The sequence below is a fragment of the Streptomyces sp. NPDC044044 genome (assembly GCF_056434405.1).
Genome location: NZ_JBWKFG010000009.1, coordinates 541,947 through 559,087, shown reverse-complemented (window position 1 = coordinate 559,087; position 17,141 = coordinate 541,947). Strand labels below are relative to the sequence as shown.

The window sequence follows — 17,141 nt, the reverse complement described above, 5'->3', positions numbered from 1 at the left end:
TGCGGCAACTCCTGCCCCGCCGTCGCGTCCGTGAATCACGTCGTCATGATGACCCAGCGGTTCAACCCGCCGCGACCACATTTCCAGCGCCCCCGTTGTTGCTGGTCAGCTACCCCGCTCAGGCTGCCCCGAACAGCTCGACCAGCTCTGTCTTGGCGAACATCTTGGCGGTGTCCACCGCCGACGGCGTGCCCGCGGCCGGATCCGCGCCTCCGTCGAGCAGCGCTCTGATCACCGCGTCCTCGCCCTTGAAGACGGCACCGGCGAGCGGCGTCTGCCCCCGGTCGTTGGCACGGTTGGCGTCACCGCCCCGCTCCAGGAGCGCCCGGACCGCGTCCGCGTGGCCGTGGTAGGCGGCGAGCATCACGAGGGAGTCGCCGCTGTCGTTCGTGAGGTTGGCCGGAACGCCTGCGTCCACGTACGCGACGAGGGCCGCGGTGTCGCCCTGACGCGCCAGATCGAAGATCTTGGTCGCCAGCTCCACGACTTCCGGGTCGGGGGCTTCGCTCATGGACCTGACCGCCTTTCGACTGCGGGATGACTCGGGGGTCGTACGCCGCCCGGTGCGGCCGTACGAGTGAATCGACAGGGTACTGCCCGTCCGGGTACATGACGGGGCGCGCCCGCGGCAAAGATCACGAAGGGACCCGGACGCCCTCCGAACCCCCGCTCGGGCGGCCCAGCAGAGCTCCGCCATTCGAGGGAAATTCCTGGAAATTCGCCCATTTGCACCTTTTATCGTATGGATACATGCTGTGAACCTGGAACAACTCATGGTGACTGTCCCCACCAACCAGGAGAATCCTCATGATCCTGTCCATCTCCGGCGTCGTGCTGCTCGGAATCATCGTCTTCCTGTTCTTCCGCAAGGACGGCCTCAAGGCGTCCCACGCGCTGGTCTGCGCGCTCTTCGGCTTCTTCATGGCGGGCACCGCCATCGCCCCGAGCATCAAGGCCGGCAGCGCGAGCCTGGCGAGCCTCCTCGGCGGGATCAAGTTCTGACGTCCCCTGCTGCCTGCCCCCGGTAGCAACTCGTTCGCACCATCTGGAGACTGACGTGGCCCGGCGCCCCCTCCCCCGCATCCTGAGCAACGGCACCGCCTCGATCGCCCGGAGCCGGGAATTCGCACGGTCGGCCGCCGACAGCGCCACCGACGTCCTCCACCCGCTGATCACGATCACTCGTGGACTGCGCCGGCTGGCAGCGGCCGGGCGGCGCAAGTGGGCCGACACCCCCAAGGACCGGCGCGGACCGCTGCTGTTCCTGGTGGCCTCGGTCGTCCTGGTCGTGGCCCTCATTCCGTACGGTCCGCTGCTCGCCGCCATCTGCCTGATGGCGGCCGCCGCGTGGACCGGCAGGGAACGCACGGCTCCGGCGCCCACCGGTCCCGACGAGGCGCAGACCCAGCGGCTGCAGTCCCTCTATGAAGCGCTCGTCCCGTACTTCTCCGTCCCCGAGGATCCGGCGCCGCTCTTCGCGCACGGCGGCGAGTGGGACAAGGCCCTCACGTCGTACGAGTTCGACGAGAACGGACGCGTCTGCCATCTGGTGGTGCGCTACCCCGCGTACTTCACCGACGGCGAGGCCGACTCACGCGCACGGATCGAACAGCTGCTGCACGCGAAGGCGGGCCGCGGCCGCGAGTACCACTTCGAGTGGGACGAGGAGGGCAACCAGCTCACGGTGAACGTGCTGCCCCCGCTGCCCACCGACATCGCCGCCCAGCGGTTCGTCACCTCCCCCGGCGAGACCGTCCTCGGCTTCACCGATCCCACCGGCGTCCAGCGCACCCTCCCCGTGACGGACGGCGACGAGCAGCGCGACGTCCCGCCGGTCGTCTGGCGCACCGGCCCCCGCTCCACCGAGCCGCACCTCCTGGTGGTCGGCGAGCCGGGCAGCGGCACCACGACCCTGCTGCGCTCCATCGCCCTGCAGGCCCTGGTGCACGGAGACGTCCTGATCGTCGAGGGCAGCGGCATCGGCGACTACGCCTGCCTGACCGGACGCGACGGCGTCCTGGCCATCGAGTGCGGGCTCGCCGGAGCTCTGGCGAGCCTGGAGTGGGCCGCGCACGAGACGGAGCGGCGCCTGATCTCCGCCAACCGCGCCCGGCAGGCGGGCCACCCCGCCCCGGACGACACCAGGCGCCCCCTGTGGATCCTCCTGGACCGCCCCAGCGTGCTCGGTCACCTGGCGGCGGCCGACGGACGCAAGGACCCGCAGTCGCTGCTCCAGGTGCCGCTGCGGCACGGCAGGGCGGCCCATGTCACGGTGGTCGTGGCCGATCAGTTCGACAGCCTGGACGCGCTGAGCGACCCGGTGCGCCAGCACACCCGCGCGCGCGTGGTCCTCGGCCCCACGACGCCCGACCAGGTCGAGGACATCCTCGGGGTGCCGCCCCGCACGACGCCCACGTCCGACGTCCCGCCAGGGCGCGGGTACGCCCGGCTCGGCACGGGTCCGGTGCACCGGCTCCAGGTGCCCGCGACGCCCGATCCGTACGACGACGCGACGAGCGAGGCACACCGGCAGGCGGTGACGGAGCTGCTGCCCGCACGAAGCACCCCTGCCGACGCCGACGCCAGTACCGGCACCGGCACCGAGGCGGACGCCGAGGCCGACACCGTGGCGACGGAACCCGACGCGACGCCGGAGCCCGTGCCCGCCGAGAAGTGACGCGCAAGAAGACCTGCCGGGAACGGACGCCCAGGTAGGGAGACCCGCCGGGAACGGGCGCCCAGGAAGAGCTGACGCTCAGGCCACGAAGGCCCGCGGCGTCTCCACGCCCCCGCCCGCCCCCGTCTCCACCAGGCGCGCGGCCGCCGCGAGGCGCACCGCCGCCTCCTCCGCCACCGCGCCGCCCACGGTGAACGGCAGCCGCACATACCCCTCGAAGGCTCCGTCCACTCCGAAGCGCGGCCCTGACGGGACCCTGACCCCCACCCGCTCGCCCACCTCGGCGAGGCGGGAGCCGGAGAGCCCTCCGGCACGTGCCCACAGGGTGAGGCCGCCCGCCGGTACCGCGAACTCCCACTCGGGCAGCTCGCGGCGGACGGCGGCGACCAGGGCGTCGCGGTTCTCGCGGGCCTGGTCCCTGCGCACCTGCACGGCCGACTCCCAGCCGCCGGTGCTCAGGAGCCAGTTCACGGCCAGCTGTTCGAGGACAGGGGTGCCCATGTCGGCGTACGCGCGTGCCGAGACAAGGCTCCGGATCACGTCGGGCGCGGCCCGCACCCAGCCGATGCGCATGCCCGCCCAGAAGGCCTTGCTCGCCGAGCCGACGGTGATGACGGTCGAGCCCGCCGGGTCGAAGCCGCAGACGGGGCGCGGCATCGGCTCGTCGTCGTCGAGCTGCAGCTCGATCATGGTCTCGTCGACGACGAGGACCGTTCCCGCGGAGCGCGCGGCGTCGACCAGCTTGCGCCGCTGGTCCTCGTCGGCGAGCGCTCCCGTGGGGTTGTGGAAGTCCGCGACCACATAGGCGAGGCGGGGCGCGGCGTCCCGCAGCACCTGCCGCCAGCGGTCCATGTCCCACCCTTCGAGCCCCTCGGACATGGCGACGGGTACCAGACGGGCGCCCGTCTCGCGCATGAGCTGGAGGATGTTCGCGTACGACGGGGACTCGACGGCGATGCGTTCACCGCGCGGCGCGAACAGATGGCAGATCGCGTCGATGGCGCCCATCGCCCCGGTCGTGACCATGATCTGTTCGGGCATCGTCGGGATGCCGCGCGCGGTGTAGCGCTCGGCGAGCATCTGGCGCAGCGCGGGCAGACCGGCCGGGAAGTCGCCGTGCGTGTGCGCGTACGGAGGGAGTTCCTCCAGGGCGCCCTGCACGGCGCGGGTGAGCCAGGGCTCCGGCGCGGGCAGCGCCGCGCAGCCCAGGTCGATCATGGAGCCGAGCGCCTCGGGCGGCAGGGGTTCGAGCCCGCGTGCGGGCAGCGGGTTCCCGGCCGGGACGGCGGTCCAGCTGCCCGCTCCCCTGCGGGACTCCAGGAAGCCTTCGGTGCGCAGCGCCTCGTACGCGGCCGCGACCGTGGTCCGGCTGACCGCGAGGGAGACGGCGAGCTCGCGCTCGGCGGGCAGACGCGCGGCGACCGGGACGCGGCCTTCGAGGACGAGCATGCGGATGCCGTCGGCGAGGGCGCGATAGGCGGGCGGACGGCGTGTGCCGGGGCCCGCGGGGCGCGTCTGCTGGGAGGTGAGCAGCCGGGCGAGCTGTGTGGCGCCCACCGCCGAAGTCCACTGAGCCATGATTCCCAGTCCACCTTCCTGGAATTGGCCATGGTTGGCATCCCTTTACGAGCCACAGAGTGTCATGTGTCAGGCCACTACCACCAGCAGGGGGCATCTCTTGTCCACGACGAAGCCACTCACGACCGGGGCGTCCGGGCAGCCACAGCCGGTGAGACCGCGCCTCGCGCGTCGGCTCGTCCAGCTGTACGTGGGTCTGGCCCTGTACGGCGCGAGCTCCGGGCTCCTGGTGGTGTCCGGCCTCGGCCTCGAACCGTGGAACGTGCTGCACCAGGGCCTGGCCGAACTGACGGGGATGTCCATCGGCGTCGTCTCGATCGTCATCGGTGCCGCGGTGCTCCTCCTGTGGATCCCGCTGCGGCAGCGCCCCGGCCTGGGAACGGTGTCCAACGTCTTCGTCGTCGGCCTCGCGCTGGACGGCACCCTCGCCCTGATGCCGGACGCACACGGGCTCGGCGCCCGCATACCGCTCCTCGTGGCGGGGATCGTCCTGAACGGCGCGGCGACCGGGCTCTACATCGCCGCCAAGTTCGGGCCGGGACCGCGGGACGGCCTGATGACGGGCCTGCACCAGCGGACAGGGCGCTCGATCCGGCTGATGCGGACACTGGTGGAGGTGGCGGTGGTCGCCACCGGCTTCGCCTTCGGCGGCACGGTGGGCATCGGAACGGTCCTGTACGCGCTGGCGATCGGTCCCTCGGCCCAGTTCTTCCTGCGCTTCTTCGCCGTCCCCGCTCCATCCGGGGGAGGCGTGGTGGCTGCCGGCGGTCAATCGAAGCAGGCGATACTGCAGCGGTGACCACGCCCGTACGCCATCCCTATCTCGACCACCCCGGCCCGCTGCCCTTCGCCCACCGCGGCGGGGCGGCGGACGGCCTGGAGAACACCGCCGTCGCGTTCCGGCGCGCGGTGGACCTGGGGTACCGCTACATCGAGACGGATGTGCACGCCACATCGGACGGCCGCCTTGTGGCCTTCCACGACGCGACGCTCGACCGCGTGACGGACGCGGCCGGGCGGATCGCCGACCTCCCCTGGAGCGACGTGCGCCACGCGCGCGTGGCGGGCAGCGAGCCGGTGCCCCTCTTCGAAGAGCTCCTGGAGTCCTTCCCCGACGTCCGCTGGAACGTGGACGTCAAGGCCGGGCCCGCCCTGCTCCCGCTCCTTGAACTGCTGCGCCGCACCGACGCCTGGGACCGCGTGTGCGTCGGCTCGTTCTCCGAGGCACGCGTGGCCCGCGCCCAGCGGCTCGCGGGGCCACGCCTCGCCACCTCGTTCGGTACGCGCGGCGTGGCGGGCCTGCGGCTGGGTTCGTACGGCGTCCCCGTCCCCGTGCGCCGCTCCGCGGTGTGCGCGCAGGTGCCCGAGACGCACGCCGGGATCAGGGTGGTGGACCGCCGCTTCCTGCGCGCGGCCCACGCGCGCGGGCTGCAGGTGCACGTCTGGACGGTCAATGACGCGGAACGCATGGCCGCCCTTCTCGACCTCGGGGTGGATGGCATCATCACTGATCACATCGAGACGCTGCGCGACGTGCTGAAGGACCGGGGAGCCTGGGCCTGACCGCCTCGCGGGCGGCGGACCACGGGGATCAGCGAGGGGGCACGGGTGGGCACCGACACCGTGCGAGCGACACCACCTGCGGACGAGGGCGTTGCCGAGCGGCGGCGCGAGCAGCGCGGCTGGTACTTCTACGACTGGGCGTGCTCGGTCTACTCGACGAGCGTCCTGACCGTGTTCCTCGGCCCGTACCTGACGGAGATCGCCAAGTCGGCCGCGGACGGCGACGGGTACGTCCACCCGCTGGGCATCCCGGTCAGCGCCGGGTCCTTCTTCGCCTACGCGGTGTCGGCGTCGGTGATCGTCTCGGTCCTGGTCATGCCGCTCGCGGGCGCCGCCGCCGACCGCACGGGCCGCAAGAAGCCGCTGCTCGCCGTGGCCGCCTACGTAGGGGCCGCGTCGACGGCCGGCATGTTCTTCCTGGACGGCGACCGCTATCTCCTCGGCGGCCTCCTGCTGATCGTCTCCAACGCCGCGCTCGCCGTCTCGATGGTGGTCTACAACTCCTATCTGCCGCAGATCGCGCCTCCGCAGGAGCGTGACGCGGTCTCCTCGCGTGGCTGGGCGTTCGGCTACGCGGCGGGCGCACTCGTCCTGGTCGCGAATCTGGTCCTGTTCCTGGCCCATGACACCTTCGGTGTCTCGGAGTCGACGGCGGTGCGCATCTGCCTGGCGTCGGCGGGCGTGTGGTGGGGCGCCTTCACGCTCGTACCGCTGCGGCGGCTCCGTGACCGCAAGGTGCCGCCTTCCGAGGCGTCGGCACGCGGGTGGCGGCAGCTGGCGTCGACCGTGCGCGACATGCGCCGCCACCCTCACACCCTGTCCTTCCTGCTCGCCTATCTCGTCTACAACGACGGCGTGCAGACGGTGATCTCCCAGGCGTCCGTCTACGGCTCCGAGGAGCTGGGCCTTGGCCAGTCCACGCTGATCGTGGCGGTCCTGCTCGTGCAGGTGCTCGCGGTGGCGGGGGCGCTCGCCATGGGGCGCCTCGCACGGGTGTACGGCGCCAAGCGCACCATCCTCGGCTCGCTCGTCGCCTGGACGGTGACGATCGGGGCCGGGTTCTTCCTGCCCGCGGGCGCGCCGGTGTGGTTCTTCGTGCTCGCGGCGGGGATCGGCCTGGTGCTCGGGGGTTCGCAGGCGCTCTCCCGGTCCCTGTTCTCGCATCTGGTGCCGGCGGGCAAGGAGGCCGAGTACTTCTCCGCGTACGAGATCAGCGACCGCGGAATGGCCTGGCTCGGGCCGCTGATCTTCGGCCTGACGTACCAGCTCACGGGGAGCTACCGGGACGCGATCGTCTCGCTGGTGGCCTTCTTCGTGATCGGTTTCGTCCTGCTCGCGCGGGTACCCGTACGGCGCGCGATCCGCGACGCGGGAAATTCCGTACCCGACAGGATTTAGCAACTGAAGGCAAAGGGCGGTAGTGTACGCGTTTGGCTTACCAGGCGGACCGTTACTGCGCGCTGAAGATTCAGAATCGCAGGGTGACATCCTCTGTCAGATGTGACATACCGGGCGCTGGTGGGTACAACAAGGGGCGGCATACGACGGCGACGCATGACCCTGAACGGGAATCTTTACCGCCGACCGGACGTTGACCGGATGACGACGACAGCGACACCTGTCCTGTGGGCGACAAGCCCGGGAGGCACGATTCATGAGTGAGCGAGCTCTTCGCGGCACGCGCCTCGTGGTGACAAGCTACGAGACCGACCGCGGCATCGACTTGGCTCCGCGCCAGGCCGTGGAGTACGCATGCCAGAACGGACATCGTTTCGAGATGCCGTTCTCGGTGGAGGCGGAAATCCCGCCGGAGTGGGAGTGCAAGGTCTGCGGGGTCCAGGCACTCCTCGTAGACGGCGACGGACCTGAAGAGAAGAAGGGGAAGCCTGCGCGTACGCACTGGGACATGCTCATGGAGCGCCGGACTCGGGAAGAACTCGAGGAGGTCCTGGAGGAGCGCCTTGCGGTTCTCCGTTCAGGAGCCATGAACATCGCGGTGCATCCGCGGGACAGCCGCAAGTCCGCCTGACGGCGAACTGAAGAACACCGCACACGAAGGCCGGGGCCACTGCTCAGCAGTGGCCCCGGCCTTCGTGCTGTCTCCGGGCCGCCCGCGCGGGCGGCCCGGCCGCTCAGCGGGGCGGCAGCTGCGGGTCGTCCGGGTGCGGGCCGCGCGCCGGCCGCTCGTCGTCCCTGATGACCTCGCCCTGGACGACCTTGCCGTCCGGGCGGTGGATGCGCGCCTGCTGGAACGCGTCACCCAGGCCGCCCTGCGTGCCGGCCTCGCGGACCTTGCGCTCGAAAGTCTTCTCCGCCGTACGGCTCACGGCCTTCTGGACGGGCGGCACGAGCAGGAGCAGTCCCAGGGCGTCGGAGATCAGCCCCGGCAGGATGATCAGCAGGCCGCCCAGCATCGTCAGGGCGTTGCCACCGCCCCGCTCGGAGGGGTGCGGCGCCAGACCGCCCTGCTGCTGCTGTTGCAGCGCCTCGCTCAGCTCGCGGAAGGCACGGCGCCCGGCGCGCTTGATGATTATGTTGCCGAGCACCACACCGGCCACGAGCAGCAGGAACACCGTGAGCCCGCCTGCGGCGCCCGCCACCACGGTGAGCAGCCAGATCTCCAGGACCAGCCACGCGGCGATGCCGAGCGGCAGGAACCTCAGGACGCGGGAGCGCCGGGGCCGGGCGGGTCGGGTGGGCGGTACGCCAGTCGTCATGGGTCCAGTGTGCCTGGACCCGGCTCAGACCGGCATAAGGGGGATGATCGACGAGCGACCGCGGGACGAGCGGTGATCAGGGGTTCTGGCGGCCCTTCTGGGGCTCCTGGGGTCCCTGGGGTCCCCCGGCGTCCTTGCGGCCCAGCGCGCGACCCACGCGGCCGACCCGCTCCCCCACGCCCCACGCCGTGACGCGCCACAGCGCCTCGGCGACGATGTCCTGGCTCATCTTGCTGTCGCCGAGCTCTCGCTCGATGAAGGTGATCGGCACCTCGACCACGTGATAGCCCGCCTTGATCGCCCGGCGCGCCAGGTCGACCTGGAAGCAGTACCCCTGCGAGGCGACCTCGTCGAGGCCGATGCCTTCGAGGGTCTCGCGGCGGAAGGCGCGATAGCCACCGGTGACATCACGGATCGGCACGTCGAGCATCAGCCGGGAGTACGTGCTGCCGCCGCGGGAGATGTACTGGCGGTACTTGGGCCAGTTCACGATCCGCCCGCCCGGCACCCAGCGGGAGCCGAGGACGAGGTCGGCGCCCTTGAGCGCGGTGAGCAGCCGGGGCAGCTCCTCGGGCTGGTGGGAGCCGTCGGCGTCCATCTCGACGACCACTCCGTAGTCGTTGTCCAGGCCCCACTGGAAGCCCGCGAGATAGGCCGCGCCGAGGCCTTCCTTGCCCTTGCGGTGCAGTACGTGGACGTGGTCGTCGTCGACCGCGAGCTCATCGGCGATCTTGCCGGTGCCGTCGGGGCTGTTGTCGTCGGCGACGAGGATGTGCGCCTCGGGCACGGCGACCCGGACACGGCCGACGATGGACTGGATGTTCTCCGCCTCGTTGTAGGTCGGAATGATCACCAAGGCCATGCCGAGCGGGCCGAACTGCCTCCCCTGGTCACCGGTTTCGGAGACCCCACCGCCGTCGTTCACTACTGCCCCTTCGTTCGTACGCAGAGGACCACCATAGTGGCCGCCTCCATCAGGGACGCGGCGGCACGTGCGGTTGAGGGGAGTACTGCGGATCGGGGCCCGGCACCCTTCGGGCCGACCTGGGGCCCGCTGGCTGCGGGTCGACCGAGAGCCGTTGTCTACTGAGCGTCCGGGCCCCACCCGGGTCACACCTGCCGGCCCGGTGGAACGTTCCCTCGCATCCGCGGCGCGGGCGCTGGACCTGGCTCCCAGTGGCGGTGCGCCGGTGCGGCACACCACCACCCATGGCCCAGCGGCGTTCGACGGTTGCGTGGAGATTCTCCGGTCGGACGTCCTGTGGTGGACCCGGCCGAACCTACCGGCCGACGGCCGCGTTCTGTCAATAGCCGTTTGACCTGGGCCGATTCCAAAGAGCGCCAGGTCAGTGCCGACGATACGCAGGTCGTGCGACGCGCCAACGGGCCGCGATCGGCGGTACGCACCGCCGGGACATCACTCTTGTGGCCGTACGAAGACCGTCTTTCCGAAGACGACCGTGCGCAGGCAGACGGGGAGTTCGGCGCCCGGGGTCAGGTCGGGCAGACCGGGCGTGCCGGAGCGCGGATCGGTCGACCAGCGCGCGACCCGGTCGTCGGGGGCCTGGACCACCAGATCCGCGGTCCGCCAGACGGCGTAGTCGGCGGGCGCCCCCGGCACCAGGACGCCCGCGTCGTCCCGGCCGATGGCCCGCCAGCCGCCCCGGGTGTGGGCGGTGAACGCGGCGCGCACCGACACGCGGTGCTCAAGGTTCTGGTGGAACGCGGCGGCGCGGACGGTGCCCCAGGGGTCGAGCGGGGTGACCGGGCTGTCGGAGCCGAAGGCGAGCGGGACGCCGGTGCGCAGGAGGGCCGCGTACGGGTTGAGGGTGCGGGCCCGTTCGGCGCCCAGGCGCTGGACGTACATGCCGTCGTCGCCGCCCCACAGGGCGTCGAAGGCGGGCTGCACGGAGGCGGTGAGGCCGAGTTCGGCGAAGGCGGCGATCGTCTCCGGGGTGAGCATCTCGGCGTGCTCGACGCGGTGCCTCGCGGCGCGCACGCGGGCCAGGCCGACCTTCTCGGAGGCCGCGCGGATGCCGTCGACGACGGCGGTCACCGCGGCGTCACCGATGGCGTGGAAGCCCGCCTGTACCCCCGCCTCGGTGCAGGCGACGACATGCGCGGTGACGGCGGCCGCGTCCAGGTAGGCGGTGCCGGTGTGGCCGGAGTCGGCGTACGGCTCGTGCAGGCAGGCGGTGTGCGAGCCGAGGGCGCCGTCGACGAACAGATCGCCCGCGGCGCCGATGGCACCCAGCTCCTTTGCACGGGCGACGCCTTCCTCGCCCTGCTGCGCCCAGTAGCCGACGACGCGGGGACCGGCCTCGTCGGCGGCGAGGCGAAGCAGCCCCGTGAGGTCGTCCTCACCGGAGATCTCGGGCCCCGCGCACTCGTGCACGGAGCCGATGCCGAGCGACGCGGCATGCCGCAGCGCCGCGCGCTGGGCCTCGGTGCGCTGCTGCGGGGTGAGGGCGCCGAGGGCGGCGGCGCGCACCGCGTGGTGGGCGTCGGCGGTCAGCGGCGCGTCCGCGTGGAAACCGGTGCGCCCGGTGACGCCGGGGACCAGGTCGAGCAGCGCCGTGCTGACGACGGCCGAGTGGACGTCGATGCGGGAGAGGTAGAGGGGACGTCCGCCGGACGCCTCGTCGAGCTCCGCGCGCGTGGGCGGACGGCCTCCCACCCAGCGGGCGGCGTCCCAGCCGTGCCCCAGGAGGACCCGGTCGTGCGGCCGGGCGGCGGCGTGTTCGCGTACGAGGGCCAGCGCGTCGTCGAGGGAGCGGGAGCCCGTCAGGTCGAGTCCCGTCAGGGCGAGTCCGGTTGCCGTGGTGTGCACATGCGCATCGGTGAACGCCGGGGTGACAAGAGCTCCTTCGAGGTCGACGACCTCGTCCACGCCGTCGGCGAACGCGTCGGCCGCGCCCTCGGATCCCACCCAGGCGACGTGCCCGCGTTCGACGACCATGGCCGTGGCGAACGGATCGGCGGGGCTGTGGACGTCTCCGCCGCGCAGCAGCACGGTGCGGTGGCCCTGAGGGCCGTTCTGGGGGGTGGTGCTCTGGCTCATGGGAACAGTCTGGCCCCTGCGGGTGCGGGCCCCGCGCACGGGGCTGCCACGGGCGGCTCAGACCTGCGGGGGCCGCGCCTCGTACGGCGTGGAGAGCACGACCGTCGTCCGCGTGGAGACGCCGGCGAGTGCGCGCAGGCGGCTCAGCAGGTGTTCGAGTTCCAGGGGGGTCGCGACGCGCACCTTGAGGATGTAGTTCTCGTCGCCCGCCACGCTGTGGCACGCCTCGATCTCCGGGACGCCCGCGAGGCGTTCGGCGATGTCGTCGGGTGCGCTGGGGTCGAACGGCTTCACCGAGATGAACGCCGTGAGCGGAAGGCCGACGGCCTCCGGGTCCACGACCGCGCCATAGCCGCGGATGACGCCCCGCTGCTCGAGGCGGCGCACCCGCTGGTGCACGGCCGATGTGGACAGGCCCGTGGCCTTGCCCAGGTCGGTGTAGCTCATCCGCCCGTCCTTGACGAGCAGCTGCACAATCTGTCGGTCCAGCTCCTCCATGCGCTGAACCTACAGGGCTCTTGATCCCTCCGGATACCTGTCGGCGCGGCAGCGACATCTTCTCCGGGCATGTGACGAACGCCACATACCTGTGACCGTGTCCAAAGGGATGCCACGATTACCTCTACGACGGGACGGGAAGTGCTTGCTGTGGTCGAGGCCGCAGCGCCTTCTCGGCCCACCCAAGGGGGAGAATCCCATGCAGAACTTGAAGCGCCCCGGTCGCCCTGCCCGCAGCAAGCAGCAGCGCTCCGACGAATCCGCGCCCGCACCCGTATCGGAGGGCGTCGAACCGGCCGAATCCGAGTTCGACGCGTACGACACCTTCGAGATGTACAGGGTGACGTGCCCCGACTGCGCGCAGCCGATCGCGCTCCTCGCCGACGAGGACGTCCTGCCCGAGCACGCACTGTGCGCCACGCGGTGGAATCCGTTCGGCCTCACGGTGTGCCCCGGCACAGGCCGCGCCGCGGCCGAAGCGGAGCCCGCGGACGAGACGATGGAGGCTCAGGAGCAGGACACCGCCCTGCTCCTGACGCTCCCTCAGGGCCTCGACTGGCGGACGCAGCCCTTCTCGCACGTCGGCGGCCAGGGCTCGCGCCCGCGCCGCGTACCGGAGCAGGACGGGCGATCCGCGGCCTGACGCCCGCCGACAGCCGCTACCAATAGCTGCCCTGCACCATGGCCGCCAGGCTGGCGTGGTGCAGGATCAGCGTGTCCGGGTCATCGGGGACCGCCGCCTCGCCGAAGTGCACCTGGCGGTAGGCGACGCGCAGCATGACGATGGCGTGCCGCAGCGCCGCGTACAGCGTGTGGAAGTCCATGGACCGCGGTGTGTGGCCGGTGAGCCGGGCGTAGCCCTCCTCGATGGCTTCGCGGCGCAGGAAGCCGGGCAGTCCTTCCTGCCCGAAGCTCACCGTCAGGTCCTGGAAGAAGCGGTGCAGATAGACCATCCAGCCGAGGTCGACCTCGCGGGGTGCGAGCGCCGCCATCTCCCAGTCCAGTACGGCCGCGGGGTCGAAGCCGTCGTAGATGACGTTGCCTATGCGCGCGTCGCCCCAGTTGAGGACGGTCTCGCCCTCGTCGCCTGGCCACCACTCCTCCAGCCGGTCGAAGGCGCTCTCGATGAGGGGCGAGCGGGGCAGTCCGTCGACCACCCAGTGGTAGTAGGCGCGTTGGGCGTCGACGTGCCGGCGCAGCGGGCTGCCCTCGCCGGGCAGGGCCAGGAACTCCGCCTCCGCCACGGGCACTTGGTCGTGCAGGTGCGCGATCAGGCGGATCGAGGCCTCCTCCAGGTGCGCGCGTTCGCTGTCGCTCGCCGCATGGAGCCAATTCCCCTCGTACGTATAGGGCATGACGTCCGGCGGCACACGGCCCTCGACCCGCTCCATGACGAAGAAGGGCGCGCCGAGCGGCCCCGGATCCTCCTCCAGCCACAGCACGCGCGGCACGGGCAGGTCGGTGCGCTCGGCGACGAGCCGCATCGTGCGGTGCTGGCGCGGCAGGTCGTAGACCGGGAAGATCGTGTACGCGGCCGGGTCCGCCGCCACGCGCAACGCGCAGGCCCGCAGGGGCGGTTCAGGGTGCTCGATGTCGAAGAGCAGGGTCTCGCTCGACATGCCGTTGGACTCGGGGACCCGTACTCCGGTGGCCTTGGCGCCGGGCAGGCGCGCGGCGAGCCAGGCCGTGAGCCTGCGGGCGAGCTCCTCCGGGTCGCGGGTGGTGGTGCGGGGACGCGGTGCTGTCGCCATCGCCGAGCTCCTCTCAGGTGTGGATCTCAGGGGATCTCAAGAAGCCTCACGGGATCTCAGGGGGCCACGGAGTCGAAGCCGGTGAAGCCGCTCGGGTCGTGGCGGCCGAAGCTGCCGTGCTCGAAGATCCCGTACCCCGTCTGCCCGCCCAGGGTGAAGCGGGCCGCGTGGTCGATGACGCCATACGCGGCCCGGGGGTGCGCCGACGGGTCCGAAAGGTCGTAGTCGCGGCGGTCGGTCCAGCCGCGCCCCTGCCAGGTGCCGTGCTGCCAGTCGTCCGCGGGCGGATAGCCGGCGCCGACGGCGAGCGGCAGGGAGGCGAGGACCTCGACGCCGAGTTCCAGGGGCTTGCGGTCGTCGGGGTCGGTGAGGTGAATGACGGCGCGCTCGGGGTGGCGGGTGCCGGAGCGGTAGGTGATGTCGGTCTGGGGCCAGCCGAGTTGGCGGTCACGCGCGCCGTGGCGCACGAGCGTCGCCTCGTTGAGGGAGCGGTGGCCGTCCGCGTCCTCCTGGGCGATGACCATCAGGAAGCAGTCGTCGAAGCGCACCGGGCTCCAGATCCAGTGGAAGCCCTCGGTGCCGAACTCCTCCTCCAGGCGCCCGCGTTCCTCGCCGGGGATCGGCCGCACACCCCAGCTGCGGTCGCGGGTCGCGGTCCACTCCCCCGCGGTCACCGGTATCTCCTCGCCGCCGACTCGGATCACCCCGGAGCAGCCACCCGCCTGGACGAAGCGGCGCCCTTCGAGGGAGAGCCGGTCGCCGCGCCGCTGGATGTGGTGCGGCTCCCAGAGGGCGGGGAAGCCGGCGGTCCACGTGATGTCGTACGAGAGGGAGGCTGGGTCGTCCGGATCGGCGGCGCACCTCAGGCGCAGCCGCCGCAGCGGTTCCTCGACGGTGATGGTCAGGGGGCCGACGGAGAGGTTCATCCGGTCGTCGCCGAGCGCGTCCGACGCCCGTACGGCATGGAGCGTATCCCCGATGCGCAAAGTGGCGTACGCGTCGATGACACCGACGTTCGGGTAGACGCCGAGACCGAGGATGAGGAGCGCGTGGCCCTCGTGGTCGAAGAGGTGGAAGATGCAGCGGTCGTAGGCATTGCGGTCGCCCGTCGCGACCTGCTTCATGGACAGCGGCACCTGATGGATCGGGTACTCGTCGAGCGGGACGGGACGGTCCTCTGCCACGGCAAACCTCCCTGGGTGCACGGCAGTTGGCTGGCACGGGGCGGAGACCGGGCCCCCGGCGCGGAGTTGACGGTACGTCAGACCGCGTGACGGAGCCAGACACGTGTCAGCCCGCGTTCGCAGCGCCGCCGGCCCGGCGTGGAACGCGCGGACGCGGGGGCGGCGCGGGGCAACGCGAGGGCATCGCGGGCACACCCCGGGCGGCCGCACGGGCAGGTCGCGAACTGACGCTCGAATTCCACGGGCGGTGACCCGCCCCCCGCGGCGCGCGTTGGCCACGTATGACCACGCCCACGCCGATGCCCACCACGCATCCGCCGACCGGCCGCCGCAGGCGCACCCTCCTGACGGCTCCCCCGCCGTCCGCAGAATCGGTTTCCCAGCACGCGCAGCACCCCCAGCACGCGCAGCACCCCCAGCACGCGCAATACCCGCAGCAGCCGCCTCAGCGCCCGCAACCACCTCAGCCGCCACCGCCCCAGCCCCAGCAGCCGCACCTGCTCGACCCGCCCATCTACCGCGCCCTCATCCGGAACTGGGCCGAGCGGGGCAAGACCCTGCCGGGGCGTCACGACCCTGAGTGGGTGCGGCTCGCGGCGCCCGCGGTCAGGCTCGGGCAGTTCAGCGCGAGTCGGGACCCGCGAGGTGACGGGCGATGACCATCCGCTGGATCTGATTGGTGCCCTCGACGATCTGCAGCACCTTGGCCTCGCGCATGAAGCGCTCCACGGGGAAGTCCGCGGTGTAGCCATAGCCGCCGAGCACCTGAACGGCGTCCGTCGTGACCTTCATCGCGGCGTCCGTGCACATCAGTTTGGCCATGGCCGCCTGCTTGGAGAACGGCCTGCCCGCGTCGCGCAGCCGCGCCGCCGAGAGGTAGAGCGCGCGGCCCGCCTCGATCTGCGTCGCCATGTCCGCGAGCATGAACCGAAGGCCCTGGAAGTCCGCGATCGGCCGCCCGAACTGCCGCCGCTCGGTGGCGTATCGGAGCGCCTCGTCCAGTGCCGCCTGGGCCACGCCGATGGCGCAGGCCGCGATGCCGAGCCGCCCCGAGTCCAGCGCGGAGAGCGCGATCGCGAAGCCCTGGCCCTCCTCGCCGATGCGGCGGGCGTCAGAGAGCCGTACGCCGTCGAAGTTGATCTGGGCGGTGGGTGAGCCTTTCATGCCCATCTTCTTCTCGGGCAGCGCCGCGTGCAGGCCCTCTGCGTCGCCCGGCACCAGGAACGCGGAGATGCCGCGGGCGCCTTCGCCGCCGGTGCGGGCGAGGACGGTGTAGAAGTCGGCGACTCCGCCGTGCGTGATCCACGCCTTCGTGCCGCTGATCACCCAGTCGTCGCCGTCGCGCACCGCTTTCGTGCTCAAGGAGGCCGCGTCCGAGCCCGACGCCGGTTCGGACAGGCAGTACGCGCCGAGCAGTCCGCCGCCGAGCATCGCGGGCAGGTGCTCCGCCTGCTGCTCCTTGGTGCCGTAGCCCGCGAGAGCGTGGCAGGACAGGGAGTGGACGCTGACGCCGAGGCCGACGGTGAGCCGGGCGGCGGCGAGCTCTTCCAGGACCTGGAGATAGACCTCGTAGGGCTGGTCTCCGCCGCCGAACTCCGAGGCGTACGGAAGGCCGAGCAGTCCGGACTCGGACAGGAGGGTGAAGACCTCGCGCGGGAAGTGCCCGGCGTCCTCCTCCTCGGCCGCGCGGGGAGCTATCTCCCGCTGGACGAGTTCACGGACGAGCGAGAACAGATCCCGCGCCTCGTCCGTGGGCAGCTGACGGTCCACGGACTGCTGCAAGGTTCGCTCAGGCATGGCGATCGCATCCTCCCTTTCGGCACTGCGGCGGGCCCGCGGGGTAGTGCGGCGCCACCGTGTCTTTCGGCCCGGCCGGTGGCGCGCTTCCGGGTCGCGGAAGGTGCTGTGACCAGCGGCTGTGGCGCGTTGAGTATGCCCGATCGGCGGCGGCCAGTCACTAGTTAACGACCGCTTACTCAAAAGATAGCCGACGGCCGCAAGAGGGGCGCGGAATTGGTCCGAACCATTGACCCCACTGGTCTAGTCCTCCTAGAGTCCAGCCGAGCGCCTTTCCGCGTTCATGCCAATTCAAGATTCACCGATGTCATCTGG

General features: G+C 71.6%; 17 protein-coding genes. 8 read left to right on the top strand and 9 right to left on the bottom strand.

The window, feature by feature from the left end; translation table 11 throughout:
• Nucleotides 1–118: 118 nt before the first annotated feature.
• A complete protein-coding gene (locus AC07AG_RS33325; protein WP_478759870.1) occupies nt 119–511 on the bottom strand; it encodes an ankyrin repeat domain-containing protein in 393 nt (130 codons plus the stop codon).
• A 296-nt stretch (nt 512–807) separates the two neighbouring features.
• Here AC07AG_RS33325 and AC07AG_RS33320 point away from each other — a divergent pair, with 296 nt between their 5' ends.
• On the top strand, nt 808–1,002 hold the full coding sequence (locus tag AC07AG_RS33320; RefSeq protein WP_249591193.1) for a hypothetical protein: 195 nt from the start codon (nt 808–810) through the stop codon (nt 1,000–1,002).
• Nucleotides 1,003–1,057: 55 nt separating this feature from the next.
• Entirely contained in the window at nt 1,058–2,677 is a 1,620-nt protein-coding gene (locus AC07AG_RS33315) for an ATP-binding protein (RefSeq protein WP_478759868.1), read from the top strand.
• Between the two features lie 78 nt (nt 2,678–2,755).
• On the opposite strand, the gene AC07AG_RS33310 is transcribed toward AC07AG_RS33315, so the two are convergent.
• Nucleotides 2,756–4,255 carry an SCO1417 family PLP biosynthesis transcription factor gene (locus tag AC07AG_RS33310; RefSeq protein WP_478759866.1) on the bottom strand — a complete coding sequence of 500 codons (1,500 nt, stop codon included), beginning with the start codon at nt 4,253–4,255 and terminating at the stop codon, nt 2,756–2,758.
• Between the two features lie 64 nt (nt 4,256–4,319).
• On the opposite strand from AC07AG_RS33310, the gene yczE reads away from it, so the two are divergent.
• The 4 genes from yczE (at nt 4,320) to AC07AG_RS33290 (ending at nt 7,847) form a co-directional block, all read left to right on the top strand.
• Nucleotides 4,320–5,054 carry a membrane protein YczE gene (gene yczE, locus AC07AG_RS33305; RefSeq protein WP_478759865.1) on the top strand — a complete coding sequence of 245 codons (735 nt, stop codon included), beginning with the start codon at nt 4,320–4,322 and terminating at the stop codon, nt 5,052–5,054.
• Nucleotides 5,051–5,818 (top strand): glycerophosphodiester phosphodiesterase family protein, encoded by a 768-nt coding sequence (locus AC07AG_RS33300; protein ID WP_478759862.1) that lies wholly within the window; start codon nt 5,051–5,053, stop codon nt 5,816–5,818. Before yczE ends, AC07AG_RS33300 begins: the two co-directional genes overlap by 4 nt.
• Before the next feature lie 45 nt (nt 5,819–5,863).
• Nucleotides 5,864–7,216 carry an MFS transporter gene (locus AC07AG_RS33295; RefSeq protein WP_478759860.1) on the top strand — a complete coding sequence of 451 codons (1,353 nt, stop codon included), beginning with the start codon at nt 5,864–5,866 and terminating at the stop codon, nt 7,214–7,216.
• Between the two features lie 256 nt (nt 7,217–7,472).
• Nucleotides 7,473–7,847 carry an RNA polymerase-binding protein RbpA gene (locus AC07AG_RS33290; protein ID WP_249591189.1) on the top strand — a complete coding sequence of 125 codons (375 nt, stop codon included), beginning with the start codon at nt 7,473–7,475 and terminating at the stop codon, nt 7,845–7,847.
• Nucleotides 7,848–7,950: 103 nt separating this feature from the next.
• On the opposite strand, the gene fxsA is transcribed toward AC07AG_RS33290, so the two are convergent.
• The 4 genes from fxsA to AC07AG_RS33270 all read right to left on the bottom strand — a co-directional run bounded on the left by fxsA (nt 7,951) and on the right by AC07AG_RS33270 (nt 12,094).
• Entirely contained in the window at nt 7,951–8,535 is a 585-nt protein-coding gene (fxsA, locus tag AC07AG_RS33285; protein WP_478759859.1) for an FxsA family membrane protein, read from the bottom strand.
• A gap of 76 nt (nt 8,536–8,611) precedes the next feature.
• On the bottom strand, nt 8,612–9,460 hold the full coding sequence (locus AC07AG_RS33280) for a polyprenol monophosphomannose synthase (protein ID WP_478759857.1): 849 nt from the start codon (nt 9,458–9,460) through the stop codon (nt 8,612–8,614).
• 492 nt (nt 9,461–9,952) lie between these two features.
• Nucleotides 9,953–11,596, bottom strand: a complete 1,644-nt coding sequence (locus tag AC07AG_RS33275) for an amidohydrolase (protein ID WP_478759856.1) — start codon at nt 11,594–11,596, stop codon at nt 9,953–9,955.
• 57 nt (nt 11,597–11,653) lie between these two features.
• Entirely contained in the window at nt 11,654–12,094 is a 441-nt protein-coding gene (locus AC07AG_RS33270; protein WP_249591185.1) for an Lrp/AsnC family transcriptional regulator, read from the bottom strand.
• Nucleotides 12,095–12,293: 199 nt separating this feature from the next.
• Here AC07AG_RS33270 and AC07AG_RS33265 point away from each other — a divergent pair, with 199 nt between their 5' ends.
• Complete coding sequence (locus AC07AG_RS33265) at nt 12,294–12,737, top strand: hypothetical protein (protein WP_478759853.1); 444 nt, start codon at nt 12,294–12,296, stop codon at nt 12,735–12,737.
• Between the two features lie 16 nt (nt 12,738–12,753).
• Here the strand turns inward: AC07AG_RS33265 and AC07AG_RS33260 are convergent, their stop codons facing one another.
• Together AC07AG_RS33260 and AC07AG_RS33255 are read right to left on the bottom strand one after the other, a co-directional pair.
• Nucleotides 12,754–13,845, bottom strand: coding sequence for a phosphotransferase family protein (locus AC07AG_RS33260; RefSeq protein ID WP_478759852.1), 1,092 nt, complete (start codon nt 13,843–13,845; stop codon nt 12,754–12,756).
• Between the two features lie 56 nt (nt 13,846–13,901).
• A complete protein-coding gene (locus AC07AG_RS33255) occupies nt 13,902–15,029 on the bottom strand; it encodes an Rv3169 family protein (RefSeq protein ID WP_478759850.1) in 1,128 nt (375 codons plus the stop codon).
• 281 nt (nt 15,030–15,310) lie between these two features.
• Here AC07AG_RS33255 and AC07AG_RS33250 point away from each other — a divergent pair, with 281 nt between their 5' ends.
• Complete coding sequence (locus AC07AG_RS33250; RefSeq protein WP_478759848.1) at nt 15,311–15,688, top strand: hypothetical protein; 378 nt, start codon at nt 15,311–15,313, stop codon at nt 15,686–15,688.
• Here AC07AG_RS33250 and AC07AG_RS33245 read toward each other — a convergent pair.
• Nucleotides 15,651–16,826 carry an acyl-CoA dehydrogenase family protein gene (locus tag AC07AG_RS33245; RefSeq protein WP_478759846.1) on the bottom strand — a complete coding sequence of 392 codons (1,176 nt, stop codon included), beginning with the start codon at nt 16,824–16,826 and terminating at the stop codon, nt 15,651–15,653. The two genes, AC07AG_RS33250 and AC07AG_RS33245, sit on opposite strands and share 38 nt — an antisense overlap.
• Between the last annotated feature and the right edge of the window lie 315 nt (nt 16,827–17,141).

Bases quoted from the DNA above. Each gene is read 5' to 3' on its own strand.
- AC07AG_RS33290 (WP_249591189.1), top strand. From the start codon at position 7,473: ATGAGTGAGCGAGCTCTTCGCGGCACGCGCCTCGTGGTGACAAGCTAC.
- AC07AG_RS33245 (WP_478759846.1), bottom strand. From the start codon at position 16,826: ATGCCTGAGCGAACCTTGCAGCAGTCCGTGGACCGTCAGCTGCCCACG.
- AC07AG_RS33250 (WP_478759848.1), top strand. From the start codon at position 15,311: ATGACCACGCCCACGCCGATGCCCACCACGCATCCGCCGACCGGCCGC.
- fxsA (WP_478759859.1), bottom strand. From the start codon at position 8,535: ATGACGACTGGCGTACCGCCCACCCGACCCGCCCGGCCCCGGCGCTCC.
- AC07AG_RS33275 (WP_478759856.1), bottom strand. From the start codon at position 11,596: ATGAGCCAGAGCACCACCCCCCAGAACGGCCCTCAGGGCCACCGCACC.
- AC07AG_RS33265 (WP_478759853.1), top strand. From the start codon at position 12,294: ATGCAGAACTTGAAGCGCCCCGGTCGCCCTGCCCGCAGCAAGCAGCAG.
- yczE (WP_478759865.1), top strand. From the start codon at position 4,320: ATGTGTCAGGCCACTACCACCAGCAGGGGGCATCTCTTGTCCACGACG.
- AC07AG_RS33325 (WP_478759870.1), bottom strand. From the start codon at position 511: ATGAGCGAAGCCCCCGACCCGGAAGTCGTGGAGCTGGCGACCAAGATC.
- AC07AG_RS33260 (WP_478759852.1), bottom strand. From the start codon at position 13,845: ATGGCGACAGCACCGCGTCCCCGCACCACCACCCGCGACCCGGAGGAG.
- AC07AG_RS33320 (WP_249591193.1), top strand. From the start codon at position 808: ATGATCCTGTCCATCTCCGGCGTCGTGCTGCTCGGAATCATCGTCTTC.
- AC07AG_RS33310 (WP_478759866.1), bottom strand. From the start codon at position 4,255: ATGGCTCAGTGGACTTCGGCGGTGGGCGCCACACAGCTCGCCCGGCTG.
- AC07AG_RS33270 (WP_249591185.1), bottom strand. From the start codon at position 12,094: ATGGAGGAGCTGGACCGACAGATTGTGCAGCTGCTCGTCAAGGACGGG.